This window comes from Actinosynnema sp. NPDC002837, from assembly GCF_040295345.1.
In the GTDB taxonomy this organism is placed as follows: Bacteria; Actinomycetota; Actinomycetes; order Mycobacteriales; family Pseudonocardiaceae; genus Actinosynnema.
The window spans coordinates 168775-180384 of sequence record NZ_JBEOVG010000009.1 but is presented as its reverse complement, the minus strand read 5'-3'; the positions used below and the strand labels follow the sequence as shown (position 1 = coordinate 180384).

The 11610-nt window shown below is 72.2% G+C and carries 12 protein-coding genes and 1 tRNA gene; 7 read left to right on the top strand and 6 right to left on the bottom strand.

Annotated elements, in window-relative coordinates:
* Positions 1-146: 146 nt before the first annotated feature.
* The 7 genes from pqqC to ABTZ99_RS09825 are packed head-to-tail and all read left to right on the top strand — an operon-like array spanning position 147 to position 6655.
* Entirely contained in the window at positions 147-821 is a 675-nt protein-coding gene (gene pqqC / locus ABTZ99_RS09855; RefSeq protein ID WP_498774640.1) for a pyrroloquinoline-quinone synthase PqqC, read from the top strand.
* 11 nt (positions 822-832) lie between these two features.
* Positions 833-1102 carry a pyrroloquinoline quinone biosynthesis peptide chaperone PqqD gene (gene pqqD, locus ABTZ99_RS09850; RefSeq protein ID WP_498774134.1) on the top strand — a complete coding sequence of 90 codons (270 nt, stop codon included), beginning with the start codon at positions 833-835 and terminating at the stop codon, positions 1100-1102.
* A complete protein-coding gene (gene pqqE, locus ABTZ99_RS09845) occupies positions 1095-2165 on the top strand; it encodes a pyrroloquinoline quinone biosynthesis protein PqqE (protein ID WP_499610049.1) in 1071 nt (356 codons plus the stop codon). Before pqqD ends, pqqE begins: the two co-directional genes overlap by 8 nt.
* Positions 2162-3037, top strand: coding sequence for a pyrroloquinoline quinone biosynthesis protein PqqB (gene pqqB, locus ABTZ99_RS09840; protein WP_499610046.1), 876 nt, complete (start codon positions 2162-2164; stop codon positions 3035-3037). The genes pqqE and pqqB overlap by 4 nt, the downstream gene beginning before the upstream one ends.
* Before the next feature lie 59 nt (positions 3038-3096).
* Entirely contained in the window at positions 3097-4374 is a 1278-nt protein-coding gene (locus tag ABTZ99_RS09835) for a sensor histidine kinase (protein ID WP_499610043.1), read from the top strand.
* Positions 4326-4973 (top strand): LuxR C-terminal-related transcriptional regulator, encoded by a 648-nt coding sequence (locus ABTZ99_RS09830; protein WP_230567391.1) that lies wholly within the window; start codon positions 4326-4328, stop codon positions 4971-4973. The genes ABTZ99_RS09835 and ABTZ99_RS09830 overlap by 49 nt, the downstream gene beginning before the upstream one ends.
* Positions 4974-5026: 53 nt before the next feature.
* Positions 5027-6655, top strand: coding sequence for a DUF885 domain-containing protein (locus tag ABTZ99_RS09825; RefSeq protein ID WP_498774125.1), 1629 nt, complete (start codon positions 5027-5029; stop codon positions 6653-6655).
* Between the two features lie 179 nt (positions 6656-6834).
* Here the strand turns inward: ABTZ99_RS09825 and ABTZ99_RS09820 are convergent.
* From ABTZ99_RS09820 to ABTZ99_RS09795, 6 genes are all read right to left on the bottom strand, one after another.
* A tRNA-Leu gene (locus ABTZ99_RS09820) sits at positions 6835-6908 on the bottom strand.
* Positions 6909-6995: 87 nt separating this feature from the next.
* The gene (locus ABTZ99_RS09815) at positions 6996-8093 is read right to left on the bottom strand and encodes a SagB family peptide dehydrogenase (RefSeq protein ID WP_498774123.1); all 1098 of its coding nucleotides are present in this window, start codon (positions 8091-8093) and stop codon (positions 6996-6998) included.
* Entirely contained in the window at positions 8074-9192 is a 1119-nt protein-coding gene (locus tag ABTZ99_RS09810; protein WP_498774121.1) for an ATP-grasp domain-containing protein, read from the bottom strand. Before ABTZ99_RS09810 ends, ABTZ99_RS09815 begins: the two co-directional genes overlap by 20 nt.
* A 3-nt stretch (positions 9193-9195) precedes the next feature.
* Complete coding sequence (locus tag ABTZ99_RS09805; RefSeq protein WP_267935188.1) at positions 9196-9318, bottom strand: hypothetical protein; 123 nt, start codon at positions 9316-9318, stop codon at positions 9196-9198.
* 195 nt (positions 9319-9513) lie between these two features.
* A complete protein-coding gene (locus ABTZ99_RS09800) occupies positions 9514-10839 on the bottom strand; it encodes an NAD(P)/FAD-dependent oxidoreductase (protein ID WP_499610037.1) in 1326 nt (441 codons plus the stop codon).
* Between the two features lie 170 nt (positions 10840-11009).
* Positions 11010-11516, bottom strand: a complete 507-nt coding sequence (locus ABTZ99_RS09795) for a hypothetical protein (RefSeq protein WP_498774117.1) — start codon at positions 11514-11516, stop codon at positions 11010-11012.
* Positions 11517-11610 lie beyond the last annotated feature (94 nt).

The following is an 11610-nucleotide window of genomic DNA, read 5'->3' as shown; positions in this document are numbered from 1 at the left end:
TGAACGGGATGCCGTGCCCCACACCCGTGCCCAGGCGCAGCGAGACGCCCGCCGGCCACAGCTTGAGCAGCAGCCGGAACTCGTACGCGCCCGCGTACCGAGAGGTGCCCGCCGCCGTGCCCACTCCCGAGTCGTCCGGCTCCCCGATGTTGACGCCGGACGAGTTCACCGCGCGCCTGCGCGCCCTGTCACCCCTCTACTGGGACCGCCACCCCTTCCACCTGCGGCTGCACGAGGGCCGGTTGAGCAAGCACGAGCTGCAGCTCTGGGCCGCCAACCGCTGGTACTACCAGCAGGCGATCCCGCGCAAGGACGCCGCGATCCTGGCCAACTGCCCGGACGTCGAGGTCCGGCGGGTGTGGCGGGAGCGGATCGTCTGGCACGACGGCCGCGGGCCCGGCGACGGTGGCGCGGAGAACTGGCTGCGCCTGGCCGAGGCCGTCGGGCTGACCCGCGAGGAGGTGCTGGACGAGCGGCACGTGCTGCCGGGCGTGCGGTTCGCCGTGGACGCCTATGTGACGTTCGCCCGCACGCGGCCGTGGGTGGAGGCGGTGGCGTCCGGGCTGACCGAGATGTTCTCCCGCGGGCTGATGGCGCGGCGGCTGGTGGACATGCGCGAGCACTACCCGTGGATCGCGGAGGAGGGCTTCACCTACTTCACCACCCGGCTCAAGGTGATCGCCGACGAAGGGAAGTCCACTGTGGACATCGTGGTGCGCAACTGCCGCACGCGCGAGCAGCAGGAGGCGGCGGTCGCCGCGCTGGCGTTCAAGTGCGACGTGCTGCGGGCGGTGCTGGACGCCGTGGACTACTACTCGTGACGGAGCCGACCATGACGGGCTTGGACGCGGTGCCGCGCCTGCGGCGGGGCGTGAAGACGGCGTACGACGAGACCCGGGACAGCCACGTGGTGCTGTTCCCGGAAGGCGTGCTGGTGCTCAACGAGACCGCGGCGGCGGTGGTCGCGCTGTGCGACGGGCGCACGTCCGTCGAGGGCATCGCGCGCCGGCTGACCGAGGAGTTCGACGGGGTGGAGGCGGACGACGTGGCCGAGCTCGTCGCACGGCTGGTGGCGCGCCGGGTGGTGGACGTCGATGGGTGAGGCGCCTCGGGCGGACGCGCCGTTCGGGCTGCTCGCCGAGCTGACCCACCGGTGCCCGCTGCGCTGCGGGTACTGCTCCAACCCGGTCGACCTGGTCGGGCGGGGCGACGAGCTGGACACCGCGCGGTGGCGCGACGTGTTCGACCAGGCCCGCGCGCTGGGCGTGCTGCAGGTCCACCTGTCCGGCGGCGAGCCGTTGGCGCGCAAGGACCTGCCGGAGCTGGTCGAGCACGCGGCCGGGCTCGGCTGCTACGTGAACCTGGTGACCAGCGGGCTCGGGCTGACCCCCGAGCGGCTCGCGGGGCTGCGCGGTGTCGACCACGTGCAGCTGTCCGTGCAGGACGCGGACGAGGCGGGCGCGAACCGGATCGCCGGGGTGAAGGCGTTCGAGCCGAAGCTCCGCGCGGCCGAGGCGATCCGGGACGCGGGGCTGCCGCTGACCGTGAACGTGGTGCTGCACCGGCTCAACCTCGACCACGTCGGCGGGATCGTCGCGCTCGCCGAGCGGATGGGCGCGGACCGGTTGGAGCTGGCCAACACCCAGTACTACGGCTGGGCGCTGCGCAACCGGGCCGCGCTGCTGCCGACGAGGGAGCAGTTGGCGCGGGCGGGCGAGGTGGTGGCCGCCGCTCAGGCGCGGTCGGCGATGGAGATCGTGTACGTGATCGCCGACTACCACGAGGCGCACCCCAAGCCGTGCATGCACGGGTGGGGCGCGCGGCAGCTGACCGTGGCGCCGAACGGCGACGTGCTGCCGTGCCCGGCGGCGGGGGTGATCGACGGGCTCGGCGTGGAGAACGTGAAGGACCGGTCGTTGGCCGACATCTGGCACACCTCGCCCGCGTTCACCGCGTTCCGGGGCTTCGACTGGATGCGCGACCCGTGCCGTTCGTGCGCCCGGCGCGAGGTGGACTTCGGCGGGTGCCGCTGCCAGGCGTTCCAGCTGACCGGCGACGCGTCGGCGACGGACCCGGTGTGCACGCTCTCGCCGCACCGGGGCCTGGTCGACCTGATCCTCGCGGGACCGCCGGCCGAGGTGGAGCACCGGGCGGTGGTGCGGTGAGGGCGGTCGTGCTCGGGACGGCCGCCGGCGGCGGTGCGCCGCAGTGGAACTGCGCGTGCGGGCCGTGCGAGGCGGTGCGGGCCGGTCGGTTGCCGGCGCGCACGCAGGACGCGTTGGCGGTCAGCGGGAACGGGGCGGAGTGGTGGTTGGTCAACGCCTCGCCGGACGTCGGCGCGCAGCTCGCCGCCACGCCCGCCCTCGCGCCCGGTCCCGGGCCGAGGGACACGCCGGTGCGCGGGGTGCTCTTCACCGACGCCGAGCTGGACCACACGCTGGGCCTGGCGGTGCTGCGCGGCGCGCCGGGGCTCCGCGTGCACGCGCCCGCGACCGTGCTGCACGCGCTCGCGCCGACGCGCGCCGTCCTGGCCACGTACGGCGAGTGGTCGTGGCGGCAGGTGGAGCCCGAGCAGGCGGTGGTGCTCGCGGGCGGGCTGGAGGTCACCGCGTTCCCGGTGAGCGGCAAGCGCCCGCGCTACGCCGTCGACTCGCCGGTGGCGGGCCACTGGGTGGTGGCCTACCGGTTCCGCGACCCGGCCACCGGCGGGGTGCTGCTGTACGCGCCGTGCCTGGCGTCCTGGCCGCCCGGGTTCGACGCGCTGGTGGCCGAGGCCGACGTGGTGCTGCTGGACGGCACGTTCTACGCGCCCTCGGAGATGGGCGCGGCCACCGGCAGGCCGAGCGGGCAGGCGGCGATGGGCCACCTGCCGATCGCGCACAGCCTGCCGGAGCTGCGCGGGCACCCGGCGACCCGGCGGATCTACACCCACCTCAACAACACCAACCCGGTGCTGGACCCGGCGTCGCCGGAGCACGCGAAGATCGCCGAGGCGGGCGTGGAGGTCGTCGCGGACGGGACCGTGATCGATCTGTAGATCGCTTTGGGGGGTTAAACCCACCGATTTACCGGGGGCCGGCCGGAAGAATCGGCGCCATGACGGACCGCGACCTGGTACGAGCCGCCCGCACCCGGCTGACGCAGGCCGGACTGGGGCTGGCCCGGACACCGCTGTGCGTGGCGGGGCTGCTGCTGATCCCGCTCCAGCTCTACGCCTACCCGCTGATCCTGGTGACCGTCGGCGTGCCGCTGCTGCTGGTGTTCACCGCGCTGGCCCGCCGCTACACCGGCTTCTTCCGCTGGTGGGCCTCGCGGGTGCTGGAGGTGGAGATCCCGGCGCCGTACCGGGTGCCGGCGAACCGCGGCCCGATGACCAGGGTCCGCACCATCGCCACCGACCCGGCGACGTGGCGCGACCTCGCGTTCCTGCCCGTCAACGCGATCACCGGGGTGCTCTGCGGCGTGCTGCCGGTCGGGTTCTGGATCAACGGCGTGCTGGGCTTCGTGGTGCCGCTGATCTGGCTGGACCACGGGGACGTCGAGTACGTCGCGATCGGCCGCGACACCCCGGGCAACTTCGTGCTCGCGCCGCTGCTGGGCATCGCCTTCCTGGTGCTGGCCTGGTGGGCCACGCCCCGCGCCGCCCGGCTGCACGCGACCGTCGCCAAGCGGCTGCTCGCGCCCAGCGCGACCGCCGCCCTCACCGACCGGGTGCGCGTGCTGGCCGACTCGCGGGCCGACACGGTCGACGCGCAGGCCGCCGAGCTGCGCCGGATCGAACGGGACCTGCACGACGGCGCGCAGGCCAGGCTGGTCGCGCTCGGGCTGAGCCTCGGCATGGCCGAGGAGCTGCTGGCCCGCGACCCGCGGGCGGCGCAGGAGCTGCTGGCCGAGGCGCGCCAGTCGTCCTCCCAGGCGTTGGCCGAGCTGCGGGACCTGGTGCGCGGCATCCACCCGCCGGTGCTGGCCGACCGCGGGCTGGACGGCGCGCTGCGCGCGTTGGCGCTGGCGCACCCGCTGCCGGTGGAGGTCGACTTGGAGCTGACCGGCCGGCCGGAGGCGCCGGTCGAGTCAGCCGCGTACTTCGCGGTGGCCGAGACGTTGACGAACGTGGCCAAGCACAGCGGCGCGACGAGCGCGTGGGTGCGGGTGCGGCACGACGACGGCCGGTTGTCGTTGATGATCGGGGACAACGGGCGCGGCGGCGCGGAGCCGTCGGAGAACGGTGGGTTGCGCGGGATCGAGCGCCGGCTCGCGGCGTTCGACGGCACACTCGGCATCGCGAGCCCGGTGGGCGGGCCGACCATCGTGACCATGGAGCTGCCGTGCGAGTTGTCCTCGGTGAAGACCTCGTCCTCCTCCGGGACGGGCTGATCCGGCTCCTGGAGGCCTACGACTTCGACGTGGTGGAGGCGGTCGACTCCGGTCCCGCCCTGCTCAAGGCCCTGGTCGACCACCGCCCGGACGTGGCGGTGGTCGACGTGCGCCTGCCGCCGACGTTCACCGACGAAGGGCTGCGCGCCGCGATCGAGGCCCGCAAGCGGGTGCCGGGGCTGCCGGTCCTGGTGCTCTCGCAGTACGTGGAGCAGCTCTACGCGCGCGAACTGCTGTCCGACCGGGGCGGCGCGGTGGGATACCTGCTCAAGGACCGGGTGTCGGACGTCAAGCAGTTCGTCGACGCCATTCGCCGGGTCGCCGCCGGCGGCACCGCGATGGACCCCGAGGTCATCGACCAACTGCTCGCGCGCGGCGCGCGCGACCAGCCGCTGACCACGTTGACGCCGCGTGAGCGGGAAGTGCTGTCGTTGATGGCGGAGGGCCGTTCGAACGGCGCGATCGCGGGCCGGCTGTTCGTCACCGAGAAAGCGGTCGGCAAACACATCGCGAACATCTTCGGCAAGTTGGACCTGCCGATGTCCGAGGACGACAACCGGCGCGTGCTCGCCGTGCTGGCCTATTTGGACCGGGTGTAAATCGTTTCTTAGGCTAAGTACCATCTTGGTTTCACGACGACCAGGGGGTGCGCATGGGCACGACGACGGAGTTGGCCGACGAACTGCTCGACCTGATGTTCTCGCGGGAGCCGTTGAGCGCGACCGTCTACGGCGTGCCGGGATACGACCACCTGCTCGCGGACCGCCGGGTGGAGACCGACGAATCCGCGCGGGCACGGGCGGTCGACATCGCCGACCGGGCGCGCGCTCTGCCCGCGGACGACGACCCGGTGACGCGTGCGGTGATCGTGCAGCAGGCCGAGGCGATCGTGGACGAGATCGACGCGCTCGGCGTCGAGTACACGATCACCGACTCGTTCTTCGCCCCCGCGGGCGAGCTGCTGTCGGTCATGCCGACGACCGTGCTGTCGGGGCCGGAGTCCGAGCGGGCCTACCTGGAGCGGCTCGCCGCGGTGCCCGACTTCCTGCGCCGGATCGCCGAACGGCACCTCGCGGGCGCGGCGGCGGGCCGCACGCCCGTCCAGCACCTCGTCGACGCCTCCGTGGCGCACCTGGACCGCTACCTCGCCGCCGACGAGGACCCGCTGGCCCGTCCGGTCGGCGGTGAGGCGTTCGCCGCCGAGCGGGAGCGCCTGCTGGCCGACGTGGTGCGGCCCGCGTTCGCGGCCTACCGGGACGTGGTGGCGGGCATCCAGGGCCGCCCGGACGACCAGGCGGGCCTGAGCCGGCTGCCGAACGGCGAGGCGATGTACGCGGCGCTCGCGCGGACCCGGACCACGACCGACCGCACGCCCGCGGAACTGCACCAGACCGGCCTGGACGTGATGGCGGGCCTGGCCCACGAGTACGCCGAGCTGGGCAAGCGGGTGTTCGGGACCTCCGACGTGGCCGAGGTGCTGGAGCGGATGCGCACCGACCCGGCCCTGCGCTGGAGCACCGAGGACGAGCTGATCACCGCCGCCCGCGAGGCCGTGACCAGGGCGGAGCAGGCCGCGCCGCGCTGGTTCGGCCGGGTGCCCGAGCAGCGGTGCCAGGTCGAGCCGGTGCCCGCGGCCGACGCGCCCGGCGCGCCGATCGCCTACTACTCGCCGCCGACGCCGGACGGGCTGCGGCCCGGCGTCTACTACGCGAACACCCACCGGGTCGAGGAGCGGTTCCGCTACCAGGCCGAGGCGATCGCGTTCCACGAGGCCGTGCCGGGGCACCACTTCCAGATCACGCTGGCGCAGCAGCTCACCGACCTGCCGGTGCTGCGGCGGGTCGCGCACGTCACCGCGTACCTGGAGGGCTGGGGGCTCTACACCGAGCGGCTGGCCGACGAGATGGGCCTGTACTCCGACGACGTGGCGCGGCTCGGGATGCTGGCGATGGACTCGATGCGCGCCGGCCGGCTCGTGGTGGACACCGGTCTGCACGCGCACGGGTGGAGCCGCGCGCGTGCCGTCGAGTACCTGCGGGAGAACACGCCGCTGGCGCTGGTCGAGATCGAGAACGAGGTCGACCGCTACCTCGCCGCGCCGGGCCAGGCGCTGGCGTACATGGTCGGCCGGCTGGAGATCCTGCGGATCCGGGCGGCGGCCGAGGAGGCGTTGGGCGAGCGCTTCGACATCCGCGCGTTCCACGACGTGCTGCTCGGCGGCGGGCCGCTGCCACTGGCGGTGCTGGCCGACGTCGTCGCGGAATGGGTGCGGGACCGCTGAACCCGCGCGTCATCCGATCGGACATCCGCGACTCATCCGATGTGGTGTGCCTGTTCACGGCCGCCGCACCGCGTTCGCGGGTCCGATCGGGTGACGCGATGCCGACTCGATGTCGACCGGCACGACGCACCGTTTTGGGTTCACCCGGCAGATGGGTGAAGTCGCTGTGGCGCCGAACGTGCCCCCGACGGGATTCGAACCCGTACTGTGACTCTTTTAAGGAGCCTGCCTCTACCGGTTGGGCTACGGGGGCAGCGGGGAGCCTAAGCGGTTACCGAGCGTTCGTGGGGCTACTTCAGAAGAAGTCGCCCGCACGGCTCAATGCGATCCGCTATTGCGCTCATTCGGGTAATGGCCCCAAGGCGCTCAGACCGAGTACGACTTCGTGATAAGCATCACAGCCGAGTGCTTGTTCGACGAGCTCATCCCGCAATGCTGCGGTGAAGCCGATACCAAAACCCATTGCCGTAGCAACCAGATAAGCCGTTTGGGACAGGTGTCCTACGTCCATTTGCACAACACGGTAAGCACGTGACGTGTCGTAACGCCATCTAGTCCGTTCGAGTACTCCGGTGTACGCGAGGACCAACGGCGCCTGCCCGACCCAGTCCTGGTCACCCGCCGCGGCGGTCATCTCGGCGGGCCCCCACGTCACCCCGATCGGCTCCAGCGCGTGCGCGAGCCCGTCGTAGTGGTACCAGCCCGGCTCCAGCGCCTCTACCGCCTGATCGCCACCTCCGGTGGAGGCCACCCCCACGTGCGCGTACAGCTCGACCGGGTGCCGCCCGCCGCCGGACGGGCTGGTCTTGAACACCGTGCCGGAGCGCCCGATCCGCGGTCGCGCGGGCGACGGACCCGCCAGCACCGCCAGCAGCTCGGCGACCCGCGTCAACGACATCGGCCCCGGCCCGAACCCGCGGGTCGTGCGGCGGGCCAGCAGCACGTCGAGCAGCCCTTCCGACGCCCACCTCGACGTGCCGTCCAGGCGCGGCAGCAGCACGGCGGTGCGGCCGAGGCGGCGGAACGGCGCGGGCGGCGGTTCGGCGGCCAGCTTGGCGTCCAGCACGGCGTCGTGCTCCTCCGTGCCCTGGTACGGCGCGTCGGCGAGGGTGCGGCTGGCGAAGTGGAAGTGCCGGGCCGACGTGCCCCAGTCGCGCCACCCGGCGAGCAGCCGCCGTTCCCGCTCGTGCTCGGGCGAGCCCTCCACGATCAGCACCCCGGCTTCGAGGAGCTCCTCGATCACCTTGCGCAGCGCGACTTGATCGCCCTCGGCCAGCGGCGCGAGCAGCTCGTCGACGTCGGTGAACCCGGTGAACTTGCGGCACAGCAGCTCGGCGGTCTCGCTGATGGCGAACTGGCGGTGGTTGAGGTAGTCGTCCCACACCACGGCGCCGTCGGAGTAGAAGAGCGTCGCGTGCTCAGCGACCTTTGCCCGCACCCAGCAGCTCCTTGAAGCGCGCCGCGACCCACTCGTGCACGGCGTCGGACACCCGCGAGTCCTGCGCCCGGTGCTCGAACCACCGCCAGTCGCAGTTGACGTTGACCTCCAGGAACACGTGGTCCCCGCCGGAGACGAGCAGGTCGAACGCGGCCACCTGGAGCCGCCAGTGCCTGGCCAGCGCGAGCAGCCGGTCGGCCAGCCCGCCGGGCACGTCGACGGGCGTGACGCGGACCGCCTCGGGGTCGACCCACAGCTGCGCCGGGTCGAGCTTGTCGACCTGGAACGCCAGGCACCGCTCGCCGACCACGAACACGCGCAGCTCGGTGTCGGAGGGCACGTACTCCTGCACGATCACCGGCGCGGACTCCGGCACGTCACCGGAGCGGCTGGTCTCCAGCGGGCGCGGGAACAGGCCGTGCTGCATCCCCGGGCGCGGTTCCAGCAGGTGGCGGCCGGAGGTCTTGACGATGCACCGCCCGCCGCCGGGCCGGGTGCGGCCGGGTCGGGTGGTGACCGTGGTGCGCGGCACCTTCAGGCCGAACGAGGCGGCGTCGGCGAGCTGGGTGAGCCGGTTGAGGTGGGAGGTGTTGCGGCTGGGGTTGACGTGCGCCCAGTCGCCGCGGCTGGAGAGCCAGTCGGCGACCGCGCCCCACTGGTCCACCGCGTACGCGCCGGCCAGCGTGCCGGGTTCCAGCGGCAGCGCGGTCAGCTCGAAGTGCCTGCGCCACACCAGCAGCGGGCGCAGCAGCCAGCGGTCGAGCTCCAGCAGCGGCTGGTCGGTGTAGACGGTGAGCGGGAGGTCGACCGAGCGGTCGGCGTCGATGCGGGCCATCCGGATGCCGCGTTCGGCGAGCGCGATGGAGAGCTCGTTCATCTCCATGTCGGCGGCCCGGGCGAGGACCAGCACGCAGGGCACGGGGCTGCCGTCGCCCTCGTCCACCATGCCGAGGCGGTGGACCTGCTCCTGGAAGTCCAGGCACTTGGGTTGCGACCGGAAGAGGTAGTCCTGGCCTTGGAGCAACAGCGGGGTGGGTTTCACCGGTCTGGCGGCCTCGGGTGGGGGGACGGTCTCGTTCCCCCACCCGGAGACGGTCATGACTCAGTCGTCTTTCTTGCTGCAAAAACGCTTTTCGGCGGTGGCGTACTCCGCGGAGTACTCCGCCAGCGCACGATCCTCGATCTCACCGCGGCGAAGCTGTGCGGCCAGCTCCTCGAGAGACATCGCGGTCACCTCTCTCCCCACTGATGCATCACACATTCAGGCGATACACCAGCTGTATTCTCGGGTTCACGTTACGCAATGTCAAGGCGACGCGCAGCGCGTTAGCCCGTCTGGGGGCTCAAGTGAGAAGGCTGGTCCAGACGGCCCCACGCCTGCCGCGCCCGAACGGCGCAGCGTGCGCGGGGCCGTTCGCGCTCAGCTCTTGGTGGCCCGGTCGAACTCGGCCTTCGGCTCGTGGATCTGGCCGAGGGCGACGACCTCGCGGCCCGAGAACAGCGCCTGGGTCCAGTCGACGAACACCCGGAACTTGCGGTTGACCGTGGGCATGAACATCACGTGGTAGCTGCGGTGCATGAACCAGGCGACGACGCCCTTGAACCGCAGGCCGAACACGTCGGCCACGCCCTTGTAGAGGCCGAGGCCCGCGACCGAGCCCAGGTACTTGTGGAAGTAGTCCTTGGGCTGCTTGCCGCGCAGGGTGGCGATGATGTTCTTGGCCAGCAGCTTGGACTGCCGGATGGCGTGCTGCGCGTTGGGCACGCAGGTCGCCGTCGGGTCCTCCTCGGTGCGCGAGAGGTCCGGCACGGCCGAGCAGTCGCCCGCGGCCCAGACGCCCGGCAGGCCGACGACCTGCATCGCCGCCGTGCACCGGACCCGGCCGCGCTCGTCGAGCGGCAGGTCGGTGTTGCGCAGCATCGGGTTCGCCTTCATGCCCGCGGTCCAGATGATGGTGTCCGAGTCGAACTCGGTGCCGTCGTCCAGGACGACGTGGCCGCCCTCCATGCTCTTCACGCGCGTGTCGAGGTAGCACTTGATGCCGCGCTTCTCGAGCTGCTCGACGGTGTAGACGCCGAGCCGCGCGCTCACCTCGGGCATGATCCGGCCGGTGGCCTCGACCAGCACCCAGTGCATGTCGGACTGCTTGAGGCCCTCGTAGTAGCGCAGCGCGTAGCGGGCCATGTCCTCCAGCTCCGCCAGCGTCTCGATGCCCGCGAAGCCGCCGCCGATGACGACGAAGCTCAGCAGCCGCTTGCGCAGCTCCGGGTCGTTCGTGCTGGCGGCCTGGTCGAGCCGCGACAGCACGTGGTTGCGCAGGTAGATGGCCTCGCCGATGGTCTTCATGCCGATGCCGACCTCGGGCAGGCCCGGGATGGGCAGCGTGCGCGAGATGGCGCCCAGCGCCGAGACCAGCACGTCGTACTCGAACTCCTCGACGTGGCCGTCGGCGAGCTCGACCGTGACGGCCTTGCGCTCGTGCTCGATGCGGGTCGCGCGGCCGGTGACGACGTGGCAGCGCTTGAGGACCTTGCGCAGCGGCACGACGACGTGGCGCGGTTCGATGGAGCCGGCCGCCGCCTCGGGGAGGAACGGCTGGTAGGTCATGTGCGGCTGGGGGTCGATCACCGTGACGGACGCCTCGCCGGAACGCAGCTTCTTCTGCAATCCCAGCGCGGTGTACATGCCGACGTACCCACCGCCGACAATCACGATCCGTGTGGGTTGCGACTTCACAGCAGCCATACACACATGGTCGCACCGGGCAGGGCTTTCCGGCGCATCGAGCAGGCCCGTTGTGACCACAGTCGCCGCGTGATTGCCGACACGCAGCCGCTGACCTGCGCGGCTGGGTGAACGTGCTGAGAGGAACGATCCAGACGGTCAGCTCGCGCTGAGCCCGGAGGGGGTGTTTCTCAGCCTTTCCGACGCATCAGCAGGACCGTTCCGACGACCAGTCCGACCGCGCACACGAGGCCGACCACCTCGACCGCCGCGTCCGTTCGGCCGCCCGGCAGGAGGAGTACCACGACACCGAGGGCGAGCACGGAGAGTTGCACGGCGGCGAACCTCTTCGCGGGGGCCTTGAGCGCGTCCGGGTGAACGCGCGAGCCGGCCGGGACGACCGCCGCGTAGGCGGACAGGACGTGCAGCAGGTGCAGCAGCACGACCAGCGCGAACACGCCGGGCCACGACGGCTCGTCGGTGGTGACCACCATCGCCGCCGCCGGGTACCCGATGACCAGCGCGACCGCGGCGGACGCCGGTATGGCCGCCGCCACGACCACCAGCGCGCCGTACAGCGCCAGCGCGGGCCACTCGACCCCGTGCACCGCGAGTACCGCCGCCACACCGCCCGCGACGAGCACGATCGACGCCCGCAACACCCACGCCGGCAGCCCGGCGCCCAGCTCAGCCCGCACCGCTCCCCCGTCCCGGGCGTCCGACTCGGGGTACCCGAACGGAGGACACGGCCGTCCTGGGCGTTCGAGACGCGGGGCCTGGGTTCGACGTTCG

Bases quoted from the DNA above. Each gene is read 5' to 3' on its own strand.
- ABTZ99_RS09800 (WP_499610037.1), bottom strand. From the start codon at position 10,839: ATGGCTGCTGTGAAGTCGCAACCCACACGGATCGTGATTGTCGGCGGT.
- ABTZ99_RS09825 (WP_498774125.1), top strand. From the start codon at position 5,027: ATGGGCACGACGACGGAGTTGGCCGACGAACTGCTCGACCTGATGTTC.
- ABTZ99_RS09810 (WP_498774121.1), bottom strand. From the start codon at position 9,192: ATGACCGTCTCCGGGTGGGGGAACGAGACCGTCCCCCCACCCGAGGCC.
- pqqD (WP_498774134.1), top strand. From the start codon at position 833: ATGACGGGCTTGGACGCGGTGCCGCGCCTGCGGCGGGGCGTGAAGACG.
- ABTZ99_RS09805 (WP_267935188.1), bottom strand. From the start codon at position 9,318: ATGTCTCTCGAGGAGCTGGCCGCACAGCTTCGCCGCGGTGAGATCGAG.
- pqqE (WP_499610049.1), top strand. From the start codon at position 1,095: ATGGGTGAGGCGCCTCGGGCGGACGCGCCGTTCGGGCTGCTCGCCGAG.
- pqqC (WP_498774640.1), top strand. From the start codon at position 147: ATGTTGACGCCGGACGAGTTCACCGCGCGCCTGCGCGCCCTGTCACCC.
- ABTZ99_RS09835 (WP_499610043.1), top strand. From the start codon at position 3,097: ATGACGGACCGCGACCTGGTACGAGCCGCCCGCACCCGGCTGACGCAG.